Annotated in this window: 22 protein-coding genes; 17 read left to right on the top strand and 5 right to left on the bottom strand. The window is 70.9% G+C overall.

Features of this window, described 5'->3' with window-relative positions; genetic code table 11:
• Nucleotides 1–465: 465 nt before the first annotated feature.
• Genes ACFHWT_RS08260 through ACFHWT_RS08270 form a run of 3 tightly spaced genes read left to right on the top strand, consistent with a single transcriptional unit; the run spans nucleotide 466 to nucleotide 1,915 of the window.
• The gene (locus ACFHWT_RS08260) at nucleotides 466–645 is read left to right on the top strand and encodes a hypothetical protein (RefSeq protein ID WP_282230161.1); all 180 of its coding nucleotides are present in this window, start codon (nucleotides 466–468) and stop codon (nucleotides 643–645) included.
• Nucleotides 642–1,259, top strand: a complete 618-nt coding sequence (locus tag ACFHWT_RS08265; RefSeq protein WP_416593981.1) for a helix-turn-helix domain-containing protein — start codon at nucleotides 642–644, stop codon at nucleotides 1,257–1,259. Before ACFHWT_RS08260 ends, ACFHWT_RS08265 begins: the two co-directional genes overlap by 4 nt.
• Complete coding sequence (locus tag ACFHWT_RS08270; RefSeq protein ID WP_416593982.1) at nucleotides 1,256–1,915, top strand: hypothetical protein; 660 nt, start codon at nucleotides 1,256–1,258, stop codon at nucleotides 1,913–1,915. Before ACFHWT_RS08265 ends, ACFHWT_RS08270 begins: the two co-directional genes overlap by 4 nt.
• Before the next feature lie 59 nt (nucleotides 1,916–1,974).
• On the opposite strand, the gene ACFHWT_RS08275 is transcribed toward ACFHWT_RS08270, so the two are convergent.
• Nucleotides 1,975–2,388, bottom strand: a complete 414-nt coding sequence (locus tag ACFHWT_RS08275) for a type II toxin-antitoxin system VapC family toxin (protein WP_416593983.1) — start codon at nucleotides 2,386–2,388, stop codon at nucleotides 1,975–1,977.
• A complete protein-coding gene (locus ACFHWT_RS08280; RefSeq protein ID WP_416593984.1) occupies nucleotides 2,378–2,638 on the bottom strand; it encodes a type II toxin-antitoxin system Phd/YefM family antitoxin in 261 nt (86 codons plus the stop codon). The genes ACFHWT_RS08275 and ACFHWT_RS08280 overlap by 11 nt, the downstream gene beginning before the upstream one ends.
• A gap of 172 nt (nucleotides 2,639–2,810) precedes the next feature.
• Here ACFHWT_RS08280 and ACFHWT_RS08285 point away from each other — a divergent pair, with 172 nt between their 5' ends.
• The 3 genes from ACFHWT_RS08285 to ACFHWT_RS08295 are packed head-to-tail and all read left to right on the top strand — an operon-like array spanning nucleotide 2,811 to nucleotide 7,493.
• Nucleotides 2,811–3,599: a sugar phosphate isomerase/epimerase family protein gene (locus tag ACFHWT_RS08285; RefSeq protein WP_416593985.1), complete on the top strand. Its 789-nt coding sequence runs from the start codon at nucleotides 2,811–2,813 to the stop codon at nucleotides 3,597–3,599.
• A complete protein-coding gene (locus tag ACFHWT_RS08290) occupies nucleotides 3,589–5,505 on the top strand; it encodes a heparinase II/III domain-containing protein (protein ID WP_416593986.1) in 1,917 nt (638 codons plus the stop codon). The genes ACFHWT_RS08285 and ACFHWT_RS08290 overlap by 11 nt, the downstream gene beginning before the upstream one ends.
• Complete coding sequence (locus ACFHWT_RS08295) at nucleotides 5,502–7,493, top strand: DUF2264 domain-containing protein (RefSeq protein WP_416593987.1); 1,992 nt, start codon at nucleotides 5,502–5,504, stop codon at nucleotides 7,491–7,493. Before ACFHWT_RS08290 ends, ACFHWT_RS08295 begins: the two co-directional genes overlap by 4 nt.
• 2 nt (nucleotides 7,494–7,495) lie before the next feature.
• Here ACFHWT_RS08295 and ACFHWT_RS08300 read toward each other — a convergent pair whose 3' ends face one another.
• Nucleotides 7,496–8,593 (bottom strand): substrate-binding domain-containing protein, encoded by a 1,098-nt coding sequence (locus ACFHWT_RS08300; RefSeq protein ID WP_416593988.1) that lies wholly within the window; start codon nucleotides 8,591–8,593, stop codon nucleotides 7,496–7,498.
• A gap of 165 nt (nucleotides 8,594–8,758) precedes the next feature.
• On the opposite strand from ACFHWT_RS08300, the gene ACFHWT_RS08305 reads away from it, so the two are divergent.
• The 11 genes from ACFHWT_RS08305 to ACFHWT_RS08355 all read left to right on the top strand — a co-directional run bounded on the left by ACFHWT_RS08305 (nucleotide 8,759) and on the right by ACFHWT_RS08355 (nucleotide 17,780).
• Complete coding sequence (locus ACFHWT_RS08305) at nucleotides 8,759–9,772, top strand: hydroxyacid dehydrogenase (protein ID WP_416594050.1); 1,014 nt, start codon at nucleotides 8,759–8,761, stop codon at nucleotides 9,770–9,772.
• A gap of 56 nt (nucleotides 9,773–9,828) precedes the next feature.
• Complete coding sequence (locus ACFHWT_RS08310) at nucleotides 9,829–11,115, top strand: ABC transporter substrate-binding protein (protein ID WP_416593989.1); 1,287 nt, start codon at nucleotides 9,829–9,831, stop codon at nucleotides 11,113–11,115.
• A 9-nt stretch (nucleotides 11,116–11,124) separates the two neighbouring features.
• On the top strand, nucleotides 11,125–12,072 hold the full coding sequence (locus tag ACFHWT_RS08315) for a carbohydrate ABC transporter permease (protein ID WP_416593990.1): 948 nt from the start codon (nucleotides 11,125–11,127) through the stop codon (nucleotides 12,070–12,072).
• Entirely contained in the window at nucleotides 12,069–12,890 is an 822-nt protein-coding gene (locus ACFHWT_RS08320) for a carbohydrate ABC transporter permease (protein ID WP_416593991.1), read from the top strand. Before ACFHWT_RS08315 ends, ACFHWT_RS08320 begins: the two co-directional genes overlap by 4 nt.
• The gene (locus ACFHWT_RS08325; RefSeq protein ID WP_416593992.1) at nucleotides 12,887–13,597 is read left to right on the top strand and encodes a DUF624 domain-containing protein; all 711 of its coding nucleotides are present in this window, start codon (nucleotides 12,887–12,889) and stop codon (nucleotides 13,595–13,597) included. The genes ACFHWT_RS08320 and ACFHWT_RS08325 overlap by 4 nt, the downstream gene beginning before the upstream one ends.
• Nucleotides 13,598–13,659: 62 nt before the next feature.
• Nucleotides 13,660–14,076 carry a hypothetical protein gene (locus ACFHWT_RS08330; RefSeq protein ID WP_416593993.1) on the top strand — a complete coding sequence of 139 codons (417 nt, stop codon included), beginning with the start codon at nucleotides 13,660–13,662 and terminating at the stop codon, nucleotides 14,074–14,076.
• 63 nt (nucleotides 14,077–14,139) lie between these two features.
• Nucleotides 14,140–14,562: a hypothetical protein gene (locus tag ACFHWT_RS08335; protein ID WP_416593994.1), complete on the top strand. Its 423-nt coding sequence runs from the start codon at nucleotides 14,140–14,142 to the stop codon at nucleotides 14,560–14,562.
• 159 nt (nucleotides 14,563–14,721) lie between these two features.
• On the top strand, nucleotides 14,722–15,933 hold the full coding sequence (locus tag ACFHWT_RS08340) for a helix-turn-helix domain-containing protein (protein ID WP_416593995.1): 1,212 nt from the start codon (nucleotides 14,722–14,724) through the stop codon (nucleotides 15,931–15,933).
• Between the two features lie 265 nt (nucleotides 15,934–16,198).
• Nucleotides 16,199–16,342, top strand: a complete 144-nt coding sequence (locus ACFHWT_RS08345) for a hypothetical protein (protein WP_416593996.1) — start codon at nucleotides 16,199–16,201, stop codon at nucleotides 16,340–16,342.
• The gene (locus tag ACFHWT_RS08350; RefSeq protein WP_416593997.1) at nucleotides 16,339–16,608 is read left to right on the top strand and encodes a hypothetical protein; all 270 of its coding nucleotides are present in this window, start codon (nucleotides 16,339–16,341) and stop codon (nucleotides 16,606–16,608) included. The genes ACFHWT_RS08345 and ACFHWT_RS08350 overlap by 4 nt, the downstream gene beginning before the upstream one ends.
• Nucleotides 16,605–17,780, top strand: a complete 1,176-nt coding sequence (locus ACFHWT_RS08355) for a helix-turn-helix domain-containing protein (RefSeq protein WP_416593998.1) — start codon at nucleotides 16,605–16,607, stop codon at nucleotides 17,778–17,780. Before ACFHWT_RS08350 ends, ACFHWT_RS08355 begins: the two co-directional genes overlap by 4 nt.
• Nucleotides 17,781–17,936: 156 nt before the next feature.
• Here ACFHWT_RS08355 and ACFHWT_RS08360 read toward each other — a convergent pair whose 3' ends face one another.
• Nucleotides 17,937–18,251 (bottom strand): helix-turn-helix domain-containing protein, encoded by a 315-nt coding sequence (locus ACFHWT_RS08360; RefSeq protein WP_416593999.1) that lies wholly within the window; start codon nucleotides 18,249–18,251, stop codon nucleotides 17,937–17,939.
• Nucleotides 18,248–18,643, bottom strand: a complete 396-nt coding sequence (locus ACFHWT_RS08365) for a type II toxin-antitoxin system RelE/ParE family toxin (RefSeq protein ID WP_416594000.1) — start codon at nucleotides 18,641–18,643, stop codon at nucleotides 18,248–18,250. The genes ACFHWT_RS08360 and ACFHWT_RS08365 overlap by 4 nt, the downstream gene beginning before the upstream one ends.
• Between the last annotated feature and the right edge of the window lie 174 nt (nucleotides 18,644–18,817).

Genomic DNA, 18,817 nt, shown 5'->3' on the forward strand with positions numbered 1-18,817 from the left:
CCGCCCGGCCCGCCGTCCGCTTCAGCTGGGCCCGGCGTCGCATCCCGTGATCGCCCTTTCCGTGCGTCGGGCCCGCCTGCGGCGGCGGCTTCGGGGTTGTCGTGGAGAGCCACCTCGGGGTCGCCGCCCTTCCAACTCTCGCCGAGGGGGCATCGTGTTCGGGAAGTGGTTTCAGCGTGCGGACGCGCCGGTGGATGTGGTGTATCCGGTGCCGGGCCGACGGCGTTTCGCCGACTGTACGGTGCCGCCGGTGGATCGGCGGCCGGCGACCCGTACTGATCGGGCGTCGCGGCGGGGTGGTAACGCTGGCCGGCACTACCTGCCGTGACCGGGCCGGAGGCTTCCCGACAGTCGGAGCCACCGCGACCACTCGGGTCGGGTGAGCCGGCGCACGAACCGTGCCGGCCCGCATGGACCTGCACGGTGTGCCCGGACGGCACGCCGTGGCCGTGTTCCCCGGCGCGGGTGCAGTTGACCGAGGCGTACGCCGTCGATCCGATCGGTCTGGCGGCCGACCTGGCGGCGATGCTCCCGCGCGTTGCCGACGAGACCGGCATCGTCGACCCGGCGGAGCTGCACGAACGGTTCGTCTCGTGGACGTTCGTCGGCGCGGCCGCACCGGCACCCGAGGTGAAGCGGCAATGACGGTCGACGGTGGTGCCGTTCGGTTCCGCGCCGACCTGCCGATCGGTCGCCGGGTGGCGCAGTGGCGGGCCCGGCGGCGGATGACCCAGCAGGTGCTCGCCGACCGGATCGGCAAGTCGAAGAGCTGGGTCGACAAGGTCGAACGCGGTGTCCGCAGGCTGGACAGGTTCTCGGTGATCCACCAGATCACTCAGGTGCTGCGGGTCGACCCGGCCGAGCTGGTCGGCGCGGCCGGGTCGACCACTCCGGTGGGGACCGGTCCGGCGGTGCCCGGCGTGTCGGCGGTACGCGCTGCCCTCGCCTGCTTCGACATCCTTGACGGATGCGCCGAGACCGACGTGGGCGTCGACGCGGGCGCCGACGCGGGCATCGTGCCGCCGGCCAGAGAGGCGGTGACCCGGCAGGCCGAGCACGCCTGGCTGGCGTACCGGCACGCCCCCTACCCGCAGCTGCTGCGGATGCTGCCCAACCTGCTCACCGCCGCGCGGCGACTGCACGCGGCCGACCCTGCCGGCGGCGCGCCGCCGCTGGTGCAGGTGTACCGGGTCGCGTCGTCGGTGCTGGTCAAGCTCGACGAACCGATCTGGCCTGGTTGGCGGCCGACCGGGCGATGACGGTCGCGTCGACCGACGGTGATCCGCTGCTGGCGGCGGCGACGGCGGCGGTGCCGCTGGGGCAGACGCTGCGGGCGGTGGGCCAGGGCAGGTTGGCGATGTCGACGACGGCCGCCGCCGTGCACCGACTCGACCCTGTCGGTCCGGCTGACGGTGTTCCACCGCAGCTGCTGTCGGTGTACGGCACGCTGCTGCTGCAGGCCGCGTTGGCCGCCGCCGAATGCGGCGGCGCCGCCGCCGTGCGGGAGCTGACCGGCCAGGCCGGAGACGTCGCTGACCGGGTCGGCGACGGCCACGACCACCAGCGGAGCGGTTTCGGGTCGACGGCGGTCGAGCTGGCTCGGGTGGTGGCGGCCGCCGACCTCGGCGAGGCGGAAGAAGCCGTACGCCGACACGATGTGCTGGTGCGGCGTCCCGGCTGGCGCGGGTTGCCGGCCGAGTACCGGGCGGCGTACCTGGTCGACGTAGCGCGGGCGGCACTGCAGTCCGGGGACCTGATCATGGCGGGCCGGTCGCTGGTCGACGCCGACCGAGTCGCGTCCGCCGAGGTCCGGCTGCGGCCGTCCGCCCGTACGGTGGTCGCCGAGGTCGCCCGGTGCGCGCCGCCGGCTGCCGGCGTGGCCGGACTGGCCGCGACGCTCGGGCTGACCCGGTAAGACTGAGTTGCTGGTGACCAGCCCGGATCAAGGAGCAGCGGACCAGCGGCGGCTGCCGTTCAGTTCGGCACTGGCACCGCTACCACGGTCACCAGACCCTCCAAGCCGGCGAAGTCGTCGGGGTTTGTGGTGTAGATCGGTAGGCGGTTGCCAATGGCAATACTCGCGATCATGAGATCTGCCGTACGTGCTCTCGGCTTGCGCCCTGCGGCCAGTACGGCTGCGACAACTCTGCCGAACGCCCGGGCCGCCTCAGCATCGAACGGAAGCGGGTCGAACTCCGACTCGGCCCGCTGGAGCACGTCCAACCGGCGCGCACGCTCTACTGGTTCGTCGGTGTGATGTGGGCCTGCGGACAACTCGGCGAGGGTGACTGCGCTGATCGACATCGTATCCGGAAGTCGGGCATGGTCGATTTGTCGGCGCAAGATCAGTATGTTGGTGTCGAGCAGCCCGTGGACTTCAGAATTCATAAGGGTCCTGAAGCTCGTTGTCCATTGCGCTGTCCAGATCACTTCGGAACCGCGCCGCGTCGATGACCGGCGCGTTCGCAGACACCCCCGCGAACTGCTCCCGCGTCACCACTCGATGCCGACGCAGTGGGATCAGCTCCCCAATCGGGGTGCCGTTGCGGGTGACGACGAACGACTCGCCATGCGCGACGGCGTCCATGATTTGTCCGGATCTTGCCCGAAGATCCCGCTGCGTCAGTTCCGCTGCCATACCCGGACCCTAACATGATGTGGCACCAGGTGCTACGTGGTGGCACGATCGGTCGGGCGGAGTGGCGGGGTTGGCCGTGACACTCGGGCGACCCGGTGAGGCTGTTGCGTTCGCCCAAATCGCTGCTCTAGGGTCTCGCGGAAAGCGCTTGCCGACCCAGCGAGGAGGGCGCGTGCCGGCGGCCAGTCCGAAGATCCACAGCGGCATGTGTTCCGTCACCCTGCGACAGGAGTCGGCGCTCGTCGTACTCGACGTCGCCGTACGGGCCGGCCTGTGTCGCGTCGAATGGGGCGGCGACGTGCACGTGCCGCCGGGTGACACCCACACCGCGACCTCGGTGCGCGACGCCGGCCTGGACCGGGGCGTCGGGGTCGCCTCCTACGGCTCCTACTACCGGGCCGGCTCCGACCCGGACGAGGACTTCACCGCTGTACTCGCCAGCGCGGTCGCGCTCGGCGCACCCCGGATCCGGATCTGGGCCGGCACGCTCGGCTCCGCGCAGGCCAGCGCCGAGCAGCGTCGGGCAGTGGTCCGGTCCAGCCGGGCAGCCGCGCATCTGGCCGCCGACGCCGGCGTCACCCTCGCCTTCGAGTACCACTCCGGCACGTTGACCGACACGGCCGAGTCGACGCTGCGGGTGCTCGCCGACGTCGACCATCCGGCGGTACGCACGTACTGGCAGCCGCCGCTCGACCTGCCCGACGCCGCCGCAATCGACGACCTGCGCCAGGTGTTGCCCTGGGTCGACGCGGTGCATGTCTTCTCTTGGTGGCCCGGCTACGAGCGGCTGCCGTTGACCGCCCGCGACCGGCTCTGGCGCGACGTCTTCGCCGAGTTGCGCGCCACCGGGCGCGACTTTGACACCCTGCTGGAGTTCGTGATCGACGACGATCCCGACCGGGTCGCCACCGAAGCGGCTTCGCTGGCCCAGCTGATCACTGCCGACCAGCATGACGGCTGAGTTAGGGCCGCAGGCGACGGCCGGGCCCGGACCGCTCGCCCGTCGGTGGGCGGCGCTGGACCCGCAGCTGCGGACGGCGGCGCTCGGCCGGGCACGGCAGGCGATCGGGTTCGCCGCCGGCACCGGCCGGGCGGCCTGGCCGCACGTCGACGAGGTCACCGAGCGGGCCATCGTTGACGCGGCCGACGCCGGCCGGGACCGCCCATGGCCCCGACTGCTGCTGTCCGACTATGCCTGCTACTGGCGCGACGGGGTCCGGACAGCGTACGAGGAGCCCGCCGGTGAGCTGCGGCGTCGTACCGCCACAGCCGCGCTGGCCGCCGCACTGCACGGCCAGCCGTACCTCGACGAGGCCGCCGACGGGCTGCTGCAGCTCTGCGAGCAGAGCACCTGGTGCTGGGCGGCGCACGAGCAGTTCGCCGCCGAGGCCGGCCGGGTGGTGCCCGACGTCGACCGGCCGTACCTGGACCTCGGGGCCGCCGAGACGGTCGCCGTGCTGGCCTGGGCCGACCTGATCCTCGGTACGGTGCTCGACGAACGCACCCCGGGGCTGCGCCAGCGGATCCGCCGGGAGACCCGCACCCGGGTAATCGAGCCGTTCCTGGGCAGCCGCGACTGGCACTGGCTCGGCCTGGACGGGCACCTGCACAACTGGAACCCGTGGATCCACGGCCATCTGCTGGCCGCCGCGTTGTTCCTGGTCGACGAGCCGGACACCCGGGCGCGGGTCGTCGACCTCGTCGTCGACGGGCTCGACCGCTACCTCAACTCGCTGCCCGCCGACGGCGGCTGCGACGAGGGGTACGCGTACTGGTGGAACGGGCCGGCGCGGCTTGCCGAAGCGCTCGACCTGCTCGACCGGGTCCTCGGCGGCCGGCTGGATCCGTGGCGGTGGTCGCCGCTGCCGCAGCTGGCCCGCTACCCGCACCGGATGGCCCTCGGCGACGGCTGGTACGTCAACGTCGGCGACGGCCCGGCCCGGCCGAGCGCCGCGCAGCCGTGGCAGGTGCTGCACCGCTGGGGCCGGGCCACCGGCGACCGGCAGGTGATCGACTTCGCGGCCAGTCATCGTGTCCCGGGCGAACCGGCCGTGACGGTCGCCGCCGGGCTGGGCCGGGCGGTGCTCGGGCTGGTCGACCAGCAGTGGACCACGCAACCGCCGACCGCTCCGCCGTTGCCGGCCACCACCTGGCTGCCCGACCTGCAACTACTGGTCAGCCGGGAACGGGCCGGCAGCACCGCCGGGCTGACCGTGGCGGTCAAGGGTGGGCACAACGACGAAAACCACAACCACAACGACGTCGGCTCGTACCTCGTCGCCCTGGACGGGTGCCCGGTGCTGGTCGACCTCGGCCAGCCCACCTACACCGCGATCTCGTTCACCGACCGCCGGTACGAGCAGTGGGTCACCCGCAGCCAGTGGCACAACCTGCCGGTCGTCGGCGGCCACGGTCAGGCGGCGGGCCGCGACTTCCGGGCGTCGGCGGTCGCCGTCGACACCGGTGCCGACGCCGACGCGCTGCGCCTCGACCTGACCGGTGCGTACCCGCCGGAGGCCGGCTGCCGGTCGTGGCGGCGGCAGGTGCGGCTGGACCGCCGCCGGTCGACGGTGACCGTCACCGAGCGGTGGCGCGTCGACGACCCGACCGAGCTGCGGCTGCACCACGTCCTCGCCGGCGAGCCGCTGACCCACGCCGCCGGGCGGCTCGCCGTCCGGACCCTGGCCGGCGGAAGCCTCGTGCTGACCTGGGATCCGCAGCTCGGTGCCGGCCGGCTGGACCGGCAGCCGGTCGACGACCCGCTGCTGCGCGACGTCTGGGGCGACGCCGTGCACCGGCTGGTGCTCACCCTGCCGGCCCAGCGGACCGGCTCCGTCACCGTGACCGTCTCCGGAGGTCCCGAATGAACGCCGATGACCAGGCTGCCGAGGAGCAGATCGCCGACGACCGGCGGCTGTCCCCGTACACCGGCTACACCCGCGCGCACTGGGCGGCGGCCGCCGACCGGATGCTGCTGGCGCTGCGCCCGTACGCCTCGCCCGACCACGCCCGGATCGACCTGCCCGGCCGGTCCAGCGCCTACGGCCCGGACAGCGACTCGCTGGAGGCGTTCGCCCGGTCGTTCCTGCTGGCGGCGGTCCGGCTACGCGGCGAGGCCGGCGCCGACCCGCACGGGCTGGCCGACTGGTACGCGGCCGGGCTGCGAGCCGGCACCGACCCGACCTCGCCGACCGCCTGGCCCCGCCCGGACCGACTGGACCAGGCCAAGGTCGAAGCCTGCTCGATCGCGCTCGGTTTGCACCTGACCCGACCCTGGCTGTGGGACCGGCTCGACGAGGCGACCCGGCAGCGGACCGTCGACTGGCTCGCCACCGTCGTCGGGCAGCCTTATCCGCCGATCAACTGGGTGTGGTTCCAGATCGTCGTGGAGACCTTCCTGCGCTCGGTCGGCGGCCCGTGGTCAACCGAGGACATCGAATCCGGGCTGCGGGTGCACGAGTCGCTGTACCGGGCCGACGGCTGGTACTCCGACGGCCCGGAACGCGCCTACGACCACTACGTCGGCTGGGCGCTGCACGTCTACCCGCTGCTGTGGGCCGATCAGGCCGGTGACCTGTGCCCCGACGGGCTGCGTCAGGCGTGGCGTCAGCGGCTCACGGCGTTCCTCGACGACGCGGTCCGGCTGATCGGGGCCGACGGGTCGCCGCTGATGCAGGGCCGCAGCCTGGCGTACCGGTTCGCGGCGGCCGCACCGCTGTGGGTCGGGGCGATGACCGGTGCGACCGACGTGGCGCCGGGGGTGCTGCGCCGGGCGGCGAGCGGGATGCTGCGCCACTTCCACGACCACGGGGCACCGGACCGGCGTGGCCTGCTGCCCATCGGCTGGCACCACGAGTGGCCGGCGATGGCCCAGTCGTACTCGGGGCCCGGGTCGCCGTACTGGGCGGCGAAGGGGATGCTGGGGCTGGCCCTGCCGGCCGACCATCCGGTGTGGACGGCGACTGAACAGCCGTTGCCGGTCGAGCGGGCGGATCTGCTGGCCGCGCTGTCGACGCCGGGCTGGCTGGTCACCGGCACCCGCCGCGACGGCGTAGTCCGGGTGGTCAACCACGGCACCGACCACTCGGTGCCCGGCGACGAGCGCGCCGACTCGCCGCTGTACGCCCGGCTCGGCTACTCGACGGCGACGATGCCGCCGCTGACCGGGGCCACCGTCGGCGACCCGTCGGACAATTCGGTCACGGTGGTTGACGCGACGGGCCGGCGCAGTCACCGCAACGGGTTCGTGACGGTCGACTGCCGGCTGGTCGACGGGGTCGGTTGGGCGGTGTCGCGGGCCGACACCCACTGGGTCGACACCGACGATGACGCCGGCCCGGACCACGGGTCCGGCCGGCGGGGCCGGCTGCGCCGGGGCCCGGTGGTGACGGTGGCCTCGGCGGTGCGCGGCCCGACCGAGGTACGGCTGGCCCGGGTCGACTCCGCCGACGGTCTCGACGGCGGCACCGTGCTGGAGTTCAGCGGCTGGCCGGTCGCCGGTGACGTACCGCCGCCGGCGCGTACCGGCGGTGACCCGCCGGTGTCCGTCGTGGCCGGTGCTGCGGTCACGTCCCGGCTGGTCGGCCTGGCCGGCTTCGAGCATGCACTGGTACGCCGCGAGCGGGCCAGCTCGCCGTTGGGTGATCAGGTGGCGGTGCCGGTGCTGCGGACCGCGTCCGTGCCGGCACCCGGTCGGGTGTTCGTGGCGGCGGTGACCCTGACCGGCACCGGGGGAGACCCGGCGGACGCCGCGCCGGTGGTGACGGTGACGGCCGGCGGCGCGGGAGACACGGTCGACATCCGCTGGCCGGACGGTCACACCTCGACGATGCTGCTGCCGGCCGCACCGGGGTGAGATCAGCGCGGCGGCCGGGGCGTGGACGAGTCGCGGATCACCAGTTCAGGGGTGATCAGCACCCGTTGCACGGGGCGGCGTCGGCCCTCGACCAGCCGGGCCACCATCAGCTCGACCGCCACCCGGCCCACCTGGTTCTTCGGCGGGCGGACGGAGCTGAGCGCCGGCTCGGCCAGGTGCGCCACCTCGTCGTCGTAGGACACCAGGGCGAGCTGGTCGGGGATCGGCACGCCCTGCTCGGCGCAGTACTGCGCGACCGACATGGCGTCCGGGTCGCCGTGCACGATCAGCGCGGTGACGCCTTCGCGTCGGCACCGCCGCAGTACGTCGCCGATGATCTCCCGGTGCCCCGGGGAGTCCAACGCGACCGCCTCCCGGATGACCAGGTCGGCGGGCAGGCCGAGGTCGGCGCAGGCCAGCGCCCAGCCCTGGGCGAGGTGGGCGGAGGTGGGGCTGCCCTTGGACAGCACCAGCCCGATCCGACGGTGACCGTGTTCGTGCAGGTGCCGCACGGCCATTTCCAGGCCGAGGGCGTGGTCGCTGCGGACCCATTCGAGCTGGCGCAGGGTAGGGGTCCACCGGGGCGCCTGCCGTTCCACCAGGATCGTCGGCACCGGCAGGTTGCCGATCCAGGAGATCATGTCGGCGGCGCCGTCGGTGTCCAGGCTGGGTGCCAGCAGCAGACCCTGCACCTGCTGCGCGTCGATCAGCCGGGTGATCTGCCGGCGGTCCTCGGTCGGGTCGTAGCTGGACCCGCGCAGCTGGATGTGCACGCCGAGCGAGGCGGCGGCGCTGCGGGCGCCGGTGACGATCTGCGGCCAGTAGTAGTCCAGTGACGGCACCACCATGCCGATGGTGAACCGGGTCGGTGCCACCCGGGGCCGCCGCGGTGCCGGCCCGAGCTGGGTGGGCAGGGTGGCGCCACCGTGCACCCTGGTCAGCAGGTTGCTCTCGGCCAGGGCGGCGATGTCGCGCCGGACGGTCAGCTCGCTCACCCCGAGCAGCGGGGCCAGGTCGGCCACTCGTACCGAGCCGTGTCGGCGCAACTCCTCCAGCAGCCGCTCCCGGCGCTGCAGGTTGAACATCCGGTCCGCCGGCATGGGCACTCCCGTCCATGTTCGTTCGCGAACGTTTCCGACCGAATGAGATCGGCTGGTAGCGAGCATGTTCACCGAAGGTTAACCATGTCACATCGGCGAATCCAGCAGGTCCCCACGACGTCGGACGTCGGCCGGAGATTCGCCACCCGAGGAGACACGTTGACGGTGCACACCCCGCCGCAGGCGCTCGTCGTGATGGACCGGGACTCCTACCGGGCCCACTTCGACGAGGCTCGGCTGGAGCGCCTCGGCCGCGTCGTCGTCCTGGCCGATCCGGTCTGGGCCGACGAACTCGACTCGCCTGCCGTGCGCGCCCGACTGGCCACGGTCGAGACGCTGGTGACGTCCTGGGGGGCACCCCCGCTGACCCGGCAGCGGCTGGACACCGCGCCCGCCCTGCGCGCCGTCTTCCACGCCGCCGGCAGCGTCCGGTCACTGGTGACCGACGAGGTGTGGCGGCGCGGCATCCAGGTCAGCACCGCCGCCGACGCCAACGCCGTGCCGGTCGCCGAGTACACCCTCGCCGCGATCATCTTCGCCGGCAAGAAGGTGCCGTTCATCGCCGCCGACCCCGACCGGGCGTACCGGGGATGGAGCCACCACCACGGGCACGGCGACCTGTCCAACTACCGCCGCACCATCGGCGTCGTCGGCTTCTCCCGGATCGGCCGCCGGGTCGTCGACCTGATCGGCTGCCTCGACTCGGCCCGCTGCCTGGTCGCCGACCCGTACGCCGACCCGGCCGAGGTCGCCGCAGCCGGCGCGACCCTGGTCGAGCTGGCCGAGCTGCTGCCGCACAGCGACATCCTCACCCTGCACGCGCCGGAGCTGCCCAGCACACACCGCATGATCGGCGCGGCCGAACTCGCCCTGCTGCCCGACCACGCGACCGTGATCAACACGGCCCGGGGCAGCCTGGTCGACCCGGCGGCGCTCGCCGCCGAGTGCCGCTCCGGCCGGCTGTACGCGATCCTCGACGTCACCGACCCCGAACCGCTACCCGTCGACGCCGCCCTGCGTGGCAGCCCGAACGTCATGGTCAGCCCGCACCTGGCCGGTTCCCTCGGCACCGAGATCCACCGGCTGACCGACCACACCCTCGACGAACTGGCCCGCTGGACCGTCGGGGAACCGCTGCACGCCGAAGTCACCCCGGACGCGTTCACGCTGCACGCCTGACCGGCCGGGCTCCGCACCCACGAAAATCCCGCACCCTCCGCAAAAGGAGTCACCTGATGAACCGACACACCGGCAGGATGAACCGACACCTCGGTGCAGCGGTGGCCGCCGCGACCGCGCTGGTTCTCGTCACCGCCGGCTGCGGTGGTGGCGACGAGCCGGCCGTCGGCGACGACGGCCGCGAGATCCTCACCATCGCCCTGTGGAACTACGACAGCACCCCCGAGTTCGCGGCCCTGATCGACGGGTTCGAGGCCGCCCACCCGGACATCGACGTGCAGCCGGTCGACATCCTCGCCGACGACTACTCCGAGAAGGTCACCACCATGCTGGCCGGCGGCGACCAGACCGACGTGCTCACCATGAAGAACGTCACCGACTACTCCCGCTACGCGCTGCGTGGCCAGCTGGCGTCGGTGGCCGACGAGGCGGCCGATCTCGACCAGAGCAAGTATCTCGGCCTGGAGCCGTTCGACCTCGACGGGGACTACTTCGCGTTGCCGTACCGGCAGGACTTCTGGGTGCTGTACTACAACAAGGCCGTGCTCGCCGACACCGGCGCCGACCTGACCAGCCTCACCTGGGCCGAGTACGCCGACCTGGCCAAGCAGCTGACCAGCGGCAGCGGCCAGGACACCGTCTACGGCACGTACCACCACACCTGGCGCTCCATCATCCACTCGACGGCGGCGGCACAGAGCGGCGGAGACCTGATCGGCGGCGAGTACGGCTTCCTCAAGGACCGCTACCAGATGGTCCTCGACCTGCAGGAAGCCGGCGCCACCCTGCCGTGGGCGACCGCGTCGACGCAGAAGGTCCAGTACCACACGATGTTCGCCACCGGGCAGGCCGCGATGCTGCCGATGGGCACCTGGTACGCGGCCCGGCTGATCGAGGAGAAGAAGGCCGGCAGCATCGACGTCGACTGGGGCATCGCGCCGCTGCCGCAGGTCACCGAGGGCGGACCCGTCACCACCTTCGGCTCGCCGACCGCGTTCGCGGTCAACAACAAGGCCCGCAACTCCGAAGCCGCCCGGACCTTCGTGGCCTGGGCCGCCGGACCCGAAGGCGCGGCGGCGATCGCCAGCATCGGCGTCCTCCCGGCCTACTCCGACGAGACGATCACCGAGACCTACTTCGGCGTCGACGGGATGACCAACGACGAGGTCGCGCAGGCGGCGTTCCAGCCCGACGAGGTGGTGCTGGAGATGCCGGTCAGCGAGAAGGCCTCCGACGTGGATGTCATCCTCACCGAGGAGCACGAGCTGATCATGATCGGCGAGCGGTCCGTCGACGACGGGCTCGCCGAGATGGGCGAGCGGGTCACCTCCGAGGTCGACTGACCCGGCACCATGGCGATCCACACCCCGATCGACACCGTACGCACACCGGCACCCGGCGGTCCGCCGCCGGGTGCCGGTGCGGCACGTCGGCTGCGCCGACGCAACACCCTGGCCGGCTGGAGCTTCATCCTGCCGAACTTCGTCGGCTTCGCCGCGCTCACCCTGGTGCCCGTCGTCGCCGCGCTGGCGCTGGCGTTCATGGAGTGGAACTCCTACAGCACCCCGGAATGGGTCGGGCTGGACAACTTCCGCCGGATGGTGGGCAGCGAGACGTTCTGGACCGCGCTGTACAACACCACCTACTACGCGCTGGGGCACATCCCGTTGACCCTGGTCGCCGCGCTCGGCTTCGCCGTACTGCTCAACCGGGCGCTGCGCGGCGTACGGTTCTTCCGTACCGCGTTGTTCTTCCCCTACATCACCGCCCTGGTCGCGGTGGCCGTGGTGTGGAACATGCTGTTCAACCCGGACGCCGGGCCGGTCAACCAGCTGCTGCGGGCGATCGGCGTCGACGACCCGCCGGGCTGGACCACGTCGACGACCTGGGCGATGCCGGCGGTGATCATCACCAGCGTGTGGCGGGACATGGGCTACTACATGGTGCTCTACCTGGCCGGGCTGCAGACCATCCCGGCCGAGCTGTACGAGGCGGCCCGCACCGACGGGGCGTCGGCCTGGCAGCGGTTCCGGCACATCACCGTGCCGTCGCTGCGGCCCACCACCTTCTTCGTGCTGATCATGCTGACCATCTCCAGCTTCAAGGTGTTCGACCTGATCCAGGTGATGACCGAGGGCGGTCCGGGCCGCGCCACGCTGGTGCTGTCGCAGCTGATCTTCCGGGAGGGGATCACCCAGGGCCGGTTCGGCTACTCGTCGGCGATCGCCATGGTGCTGTTCGTGGTCGTGCTGGTGATCACGGTGGTCCAGTTCCAGCTGCAACGGAGGGGTGAACGATGAGCCTCGCCGTGCTGCGCCGGGCCGTCCTGCAGCTGCTGCTCACCGTCCTCGGCCTGGCCGTGCTGGTGCCGTTCGCCTGGATGCTGGTCTCCTCGGTCAAGCTGGACTCGCAGGTGCTCACCGTGCCGATCCAGTGGATCCCGCAGGAGTTCCACTTCGACAACTACGTCCGCATCTGGGACCGGATCCCGCTCGGCACCTACCTGTACAACTCGATGTTCCTCAGCGTCACCATCACGTTCCTGCAGGTACTCACCGGCAGCTTCGCCGCGTACGGCTTCGCGAAGATCAGCTTCCCGGGCCGGGACCTGCTGTTCCTCGCCTACATCGCCACGATCGCCGTGCCGTGGCAGGCGTACATGGTGCCGCAGTACATCATCATGGAGCGGCTCGGCCTGGTGAACACCCACCTGTCGCTGATCCTGCTGCAGGCGTTCGGGGCGTTCGGGGTGTTCCTGATGCGCCAGTACTACCTGACCATCCCCGACGAGCTGACCGAGGCTGCCCGCATCGACGGCCTCAACGAGTACGGCATCTGGGCGCGGATCGTGCTGCCGCTGTCCAAGCCGGCGCTGGCCAGCCTGGCGTTGCTCACCTTCGTCAACACCTGGAACGACTACATGGGACCGTTCATCTATCTGACCAGCAACGACCTCTGGACCGTACAGATCGGGCTGCGAACCTTCATCGGGCTCTACGAAGCCGAGTACGCCATGATCATGACCGGTTCGGTGCTGTCGATCCTGCCGATCCTGGTCGTCTTCCTGTTCGGCCAGCGCTACTTCGTGCAGGGCATCGCCACGAGTGGGTTGAAATGACGGCGGCCGGCATGCGCCAACCGGCCCGGCAGCCGCTGCGGCCGTCGCTGACCGCACGGGTCAACGTCGGCGCGGACACGTGGTCGACGATCTGGTCACTGGTGCACCGGGTGCTGGTGGTCAACCTCGGGCTGGCCATCACCAACCTGCCGCTGCTGGTCGCGCTCGCCGTCGTCGCCCAGCCGTGGCGCTACCCGGTCTTCTTCGGGCTGCTGTCGCTCAGCGTCGGGCCGGCGGTTGCCGCCGCGTTCGGCTACCTGCGGCAGGCCGAGGACGACGACCGGGCACCGGTACGCGAGTACTTCCGCGCGTACCGGCGGAACTTCGCCGCAGCGACGCGGCGCTGGGCGGCGGCCACAGCGCTGATCGCGGTCCTGGTGACCGACATCGTCTGGCTGCACGACGTCGGCGCTGCGGCGGTGCTCGTACCGCTGTTGGTGGTGCTGACCGTGCTGGTACTCGCCGCGACGGTGCTGCTGCTGGCCCTGGTCGAGCTGGCCCCGGGCCTGGGCGTGCGCGCGGCGGTCCGGGCCGCGGCCTGGTCGGCGGTACGCCGGACACCGCTGAGCCTGCTCAGCCTGGTCGTGCTGCTGGCCGCACTGCTGTCGGTCAACCAGGCACCGCTGCTGGCGCTGTCGACGCTGCCCGGCTGCGCGCTGCTGGTCGTCTGGGTCAACAGCCGCGCCGCGCTGGCGTCGAGTACGTGACGTACTTGACGTACGTCCCCGCCTGCGGCTTGCTTGTCTCCAAGAGGACGAGGAGGTGCCCGATGTCGGTCACGCACTATGACAGCTACACCGAGGCTCGCGCGCACTTGAAGGATCTGCTGGACGCGGCTGAGCGGGGGCGCGTGGCTACGGTCAGGCGGGATGCAGCGCGGACGGCCGTGGTGGATGTTGAACGCCTCCGTTCCTCCCTCGCATCGCTCAGTGCACCCCGCGCGCAGGTCGTCGCTGAAGCGGGCGGATGGTCGGTTTTCATCCCTGGCCTGCCCATCGCGGCGGACGGCGCGACGTTCGACGAGGCGATCACCGAGATGATCGTGGCGCTGCGCGAGTACGCCGAGGATTGGCAGGAGCGCCTGCTCGACGCTCCGAATCACCGGAACAACTGGGCGCTGGTACAGATGATCAGCCTTAGCGACGATGATCAGTTGCGGGACTGGCTTGTGGGGTCCGGCCGGTGATCCTGGCCGCCGCCAACTCGTCAGGACCACGAGAGATTCCGCGACACCGAAGGATGGAAGCGGATGCGTGACGCCCTCGGCCGCGTCGAGGACGTGCGGCGGAATGGTGAGAGTTTCGAGCCGCTGACGGTGGCGCGGCTGGGCGTGCTGCTCGTCGGCGCCGACGAGCAGCGACGATGGCGGTTGGTGGCGGAGTTCCTTGAGGAGTACCGCTGGGAGCCGGCGCAGGAGCGGGCCGCTCTGCTGGAGCAGGAGCCGGCTGTCACCGGTGATGAGCACTGGGACGTGTTCCTGGCCGCGTTGACGGAACACCTGGCGACCAAGGATGGTCGCGGGGCACCGGCATGGGCCGAGGCACGATCACGGCGCCGGTTCTGGTTCCCGTTCAACACCCGGGCCGCGCGGGTCGACGCGGTGGTGCACGCCCCGGCGGCGTTCCGCCGTCGCGGAGTCTACGTATCGCCGCAAGAATTGAACGTCGCGTGAGCGCCGCTGATCCGCTCCTGGACCGCGTAGCGATCGAGGACGCATTCCGCCGGCTCGACGACAAAACCTACCCGGGGCGTTCCCTCGACAGCCGGTACCGTGACATGAGGTGCGATCCGGGGTAGCGATCGCGTTTCCATGCGATGAGGAGGTTCGGGAATGGACTCCATGCCTGGTCTGACCTTCGGACAGCGTCTGAAGGTCTACCGCGAGCGGTCCGGAAAGACCCGAGCAGTGCTCGGCGGCCTCGTTGGTCGCAGTGCCGAGTGGGTCAAGGCAGTGGAAACCGATCGAATCCTGCCGCCGCGCATACACATGCTGGACCGCATCGCCCGTGTCCTGAAAGTTGATGTATCCGCGCTCATCGGGGAACTGGGTGACCACTCGGCCGTGGTGAACGGACCGGAGCATCCAGCATTGGCATCGGTTCGCGACGCCGTGAACCGCTCAACGCTGTCCAACGACGTCGCGGTACAGCCGTTGCCTCGGATTCGGGAGCGCCTCACGGCGGCGTGGCAGGCACGCCATCAGGCGTCTGATCACCGCACGGTGCTTGGTGCACTCCTGCCGGACCTGTTGCGGGACGCGCAGCGTGCCGCGTTGATGTACGACGGCGACGAGCGTCGGCAGGCGCAGGCGCTGCTGGCAGAGGTACTGGGGCTGGCGCAGATGTTCCTGGCCTACCAGCCTGCGGCGGAACTCTTGTGGCGCGTCGCGGACCGCGCGATGGTCGCGGCTCAGGAGTCGGGGGATCCCGAAGCATTGGCGTGCGCTGGTTGGTTCTTGTGCCAGGTGCACCGGGATGCGGGAGACTGGGACACCGCCATGGCGGTGACGCTCGATGTCGTTTCGACGTTGGAGCCGCAGGTAGCCGAGTCGAACGCAAACTTGTTCGCTCTGTGGGGAGCACTGAACTTCGAGGCTGCCTACACCGCCGCGCGCGCCGGTGAGGAAGGTCGTGCGTGGCGGTACTGGGACCGTGCCGATCAAGTCGCTCAACGACTTCCGCAGGGCTTCTACCAGCCGCAGACCTCGTTCTCCCAGATCATCATGGGCGTACATGCGGTGACGGTGGCAGTGGAGTTGCAGAAGCCCGGCGAGGCGGTGCGGCAGTCACGGCGGATCGACCCGGCTGCAATCCCATCAAGGCCGCGTCGTGCTCGACATCTGATCGAGGTTGCTCGTGGCGCTCACAGCAGGAGTAACTACGAGGCGGCTGTGGCGGCACTTCGGCAGGCGTACGAGTCGGCACCGGAGACGATTCGCTTCAACGGCTACGCCCGCCAGATCACCCTGGACCTGCTCGACGGGCCACGGACAATGAGGAACGAGGCTCGTGACCTTGCATCGAAGGTTGGCTTGGTCGCGTAGCGGAGCATCGCCAACTAGAGATTTGTGGAGGCGCTGTTCAGCGTCACGCCCTACCCGGGGTAGGAATCGTCCCTCTTGGAAGATCGGGTTGCCCATAGCGTGCTGTGTGGGCCCGGCGTCGCATCCCGTGATCGCCCTTTTCGCGCGTCGGGCCCGCCTGCTGGGCGGCGGCTCGGGGTTGACGTGGAGAGCCACCTCGGGTCGCCGCCCTTCCAACTCTCGTTGAGGGGGCAGCGTGTTCGGGAAGTGGTTTCAGCGTGCGGACGTGCCGGTGGATGTTGTGTATCCGGTGCCGGGGCGGCGGCGGTTCGCCGATCGGACGGTGCCGCCGCCGGATCGGCGGCCGGCGACCCGGACCGACCGCGCCGAGCGGCGGGGCGGTAACGCCGGCCGGCACTACCTGCGGTGAAGAAGCACCGGGCCGGCGGTGGGCCGGTGCACGAGCCGCTGCGTCCGTCGTGGTGCTGCGCGGTCTGTCCGGACGGGACGCCGTGGCCGTGCCCGCCGGGCCGGACGCAGTTGGCGGAGGCGTACGTCGGTGAGCCGCTGGCGCTGTCGATCGACGTCGGCGACCTGCTGACGACCGCAGCCGAGGAGGCCGGGATCACCGACCCGGCCGAGTTGTACGAACGCTTCGTGTCGTGGACCTGGATCGACGCGGGTGGCAGGCGATGAGCGTGGCCGTCGGGCGTCGGGTCGCGCTGTGGCGGGTACGGCGGCGGATGACCCAGCAGGTGCTCGCCGACCGGATCGGTCGGTCGAAGAGCTGGGTGGAGAAGGTGGAGCGTGGTGTCCGGACGTTGGACCGGTTCTCGCTGATCCGGCAGGTCGCCGAGGTGCTGCGGGTCGACCCGGCGGAGTTGACCGGCCCGGACCGGCCATCGGAGACCGGTGGGGCGGTCGACGGGGTGGCGGCGGTCCGGGCGGCGCTGGCCAGCTACGAGGTGTTCACCGCCGCCGACAGCGGCCCGGCGGCGGAACAGGAGGTCACGCAGCGGGTCGAGCACGGCTGGTCGACGTACCAGCACGGGGACTATCCCCGGCTGCTGCGGATGACACCGCGGCTGTTGGACGCCGCTCGGCGGCTGCACGCCACCCGGCCTGCGCCTGGGGCGGAGCTGTTGGTGCGCGCGTACCGGATCATCGCGCTCGTGCTGGTCAAGGTCGGCGAACCCGAGCTGGCCTGGTTGGCGGCCGATCGGGCGCTTGCCGTGGCCGGCGGTGATCCGGTGCTGGCCGGGTCGGCGGCGGTGCCGCTCGGGCAGGCGCTGCGCGGGTTGGGCCAGGACCGGTTGGCGATGACGACGACGATCGCCGCCGCCGATCGGATCGTTGCGGCATCGGTCGAGTGTGGCCCGGTGTACGGGACGTTGCTGCTGCAGGCCGGGTTGGCCGCTGCCGGCTGCGGCGAAACCCGCAGCGTCGACGAGCTGCTCGGTCGGGCCGCTGACGTTGCTGGCCGGATCGGCGACGGGCTGGACTACCGGCAGGCGAGCTTCGGACCGGCCGCTGTCGACTGCGCCCGGGTGACAGCGGCCGTCGACCTCGGGGACGCCACCGACGCTGTCAACCGACACGCCACGATCGTCCGTCACGACGGCTGGCTACGGCTGCCGGCCGAGCATCGGGCGGCGTATCTGGTGGACGCCGCGCGGGCGTACGTCGACGTCGGCGACTTCGCGGCGGCGGGACGGTGGTTGGTCGAGGCGGACCGCGTCGTACCGGCTGAGATCCGCTGCCGGCCCTCCGCCCGTACGGTCGTGGCGGAGATTGCCCGGTGCGGGCCGAACATGGCCGGCGTCGCCCGGCTGGCGACGGCGCTCGGGCTGACGACCGGCGTTTCGTGACGAGGGAACCTGTATGGCCCTTAACCCGCCAGTTTTACGACAATGCAGGTTCCCTCGCCAGCGTCAGCCGGGCAGCGTCACCGCGTCGGGTCGGCGGGCGAGTACGGCGTCGGGGTCATAGCGGGCCACGGTCCGATGGAGTCGTCTCTGCTGGCGTCAGGCGATCTGGCGAAGGTCGTTGCCGTAGTCGAAAATAATCCGCATCCGCGCGCCCAATGCTCGTGCGTATCGGCTCAGGGTGGCGACCTCGTTGACGTCGAGGTCGCCGTTTTCGATCTGGCTGATCCGGCCCGGCGTAACCCCCATCAACTCGGCGACCTGCCGCTGGGTGAGTCCGAGCCGCTGACGTTCCTCGGCGAGGTGGAAAGCGCTGATCCATGCCTCGGTACGCGCGCGTTCCGTCGCCAGCGCGGCGTCGTCCCCATCGTGTAGTTCGCTGCGGACGTCGTCCCAGTCGTGGAACTCGGTCATGACTCCTCCCGTCGCTTCATTTCGAAGGCCAGCCAGCCCTCGTACGCGATCTCCGCTGCCGGAATCGCCATCTTGTACCACTTTGACCAGTTGCCGGCCTTGTTGCCGGCGACCAATAACACCGCTTGCGACCAGGGATCGAAGACGAAGAGAAGCCGGACCGCGACGTCGCGGCCGGACCTGGGTCGCAACTCCTTGAGGTTGCTGATACTCGAACCTTGCAGTGTGTCAACCAGTGGGCGCCCCAGCCCTGGACCAATCTCGGCCAGCATGTCGATCGCGACGTTCACCGATCGGTACGTTTCCGGGTCGGCTTGGCGAGTCGTGCGCAGCCAGTCGCGGACATCAGCCGTTGTCCGGATTGTCCAGCGCCGGGCGGGTTCGGGAGACACGCAGCAACTATAGCTCGAACTAAACACCCGCGCGGGAGTGGGGCGGACCGGAAGCTGCCGGCGCCGTCCGGCTGACGACCGGATGCTTAAGGCCAGGGAACCTGTGCGCCTCTTCTGTCAGCTGGGTCAAGGGTAGGCCATACGGGCGGGCGAGGTGTAGGTATAGTTATAGTA

The sequence above is a fragment of the Micromonospora sp. LOL_021 genome (assembly GCF_048060215.1).
In the GTDB taxonomy this organism is placed as follows: domain Bacteria; phylum Actinomycetota; class Actinomycetes; order Mycobacteriales; family Micromonosporaceae; genus Micromonospora_E.

Bases quoted from the DNA above. Each gene is read 5' to 3' on its own strand.
- ACFHWT_RS08265 (WP_416593981.1), top strand. From the start codon at position 642: ATGACGGTCGACGGTGGTGCCGTTCGGTTCCGCGCCGACCTGCCGATC.
- ACFHWT_RS08270 (WP_416593982.1), top strand. From the start codon at position 1,256: ATGACGGTCGCGTCGACCGACGGTGATCCGCTGCTGGCGGCGGCGACG.
- ACFHWT_RS08275 (WP_416593983.1), bottom strand. From the start codon at position 2,388: ATGAATTCTGAAGTCCACGGGCTGCTCGACACCAACATACTGATCTTG.
- ACFHWT_RS08280 (WP_416593984.1), bottom strand. From the start codon at position 2,638: ATGGCAGCGGAACTGACGCAGCGGGATCTTCGGGCAAGATCCGGACAA.
- ACFHWT_RS08290 (WP_416593986.1), top strand. From the start codon at position 3,589: ATGACGGCTGAGTTAGGGCCGCAGGCGACGGCCGGGCCCGGACCGCTC.
- ACFHWT_RS08295 (WP_416593987.1), top strand. From the start codon at position 5,502: ATGAACGCCGATGACCAGGCTGCCGAGGAGCAGATCGCCGACGACCGG.
- ACFHWT_RS08300 (WP_416593988.1), bottom strand. From the start codon at position 8,593: ATGCCGGCGGACCGGATGTTCAACCTGCAGCGCCGGGAGCGGCTGCTG.
- ACFHWT_RS08310 (WP_416593989.1), top strand. From the start codon at position 9,829: ATGAACCGACACACCGGCAGGATGAACCGACACCTCGGTGCAGCGGTG.
- ACFHWT_RS08315 (WP_416593990.1), top strand. From the start codon at position 11,125: ATGGCGATCCACACCCCGATCGACACCGTACGCACACCGGCACCCGGC.
- ACFHWT_RS08320 (WP_416593991.1), top strand. From the start codon at position 12,069: ATGAGCCTCGCCGTGCTGCGCCGGGCCGTCCTGCAGCTGCTGCTCACC.
- ACFHWT_RS08325 (WP_416593992.1), top strand. From the start codon at position 12,887: ATGACGGCGGCCGGCATGCGCCAACCGGCCCGGCAGCCGCTGCGGCCG.
- ACFHWT_RS08330 (WP_416593993.1), top strand. From the start codon at position 13,660: ATGTCGGTCACGCACTATGACAGCTACACCGAGGCTCGCGCGCACTTG.
- ACFHWT_RS08335 (WP_416593994.1), top strand. From the start codon at position 14,140: ATGCGTGACGCCCTCGGCCGCGTCGAGGACGTGCGGCGGAATGGTGAG.
- ACFHWT_RS08340 (WP_416593995.1), top strand. From the start codon at position 14,722: ATGGACTCCATGCCTGGTCTGACCTTCGGACAGCGTCTGAAGGTCTAC.
- ACFHWT_RS08355 (WP_416593998.1), top strand. From the start codon at position 16,605: ATGAGCGTGGCCGTCGGGCGTCGGGTCGCGCTGTGGCGGGTACGGCGG.
- ACFHWT_RS08360 (WP_416593999.1), bottom strand. From the start codon at position 18,251: ATGACCGAGTTCCACGACTGGGACGACGTCCGCAGCGAACTACACGAT.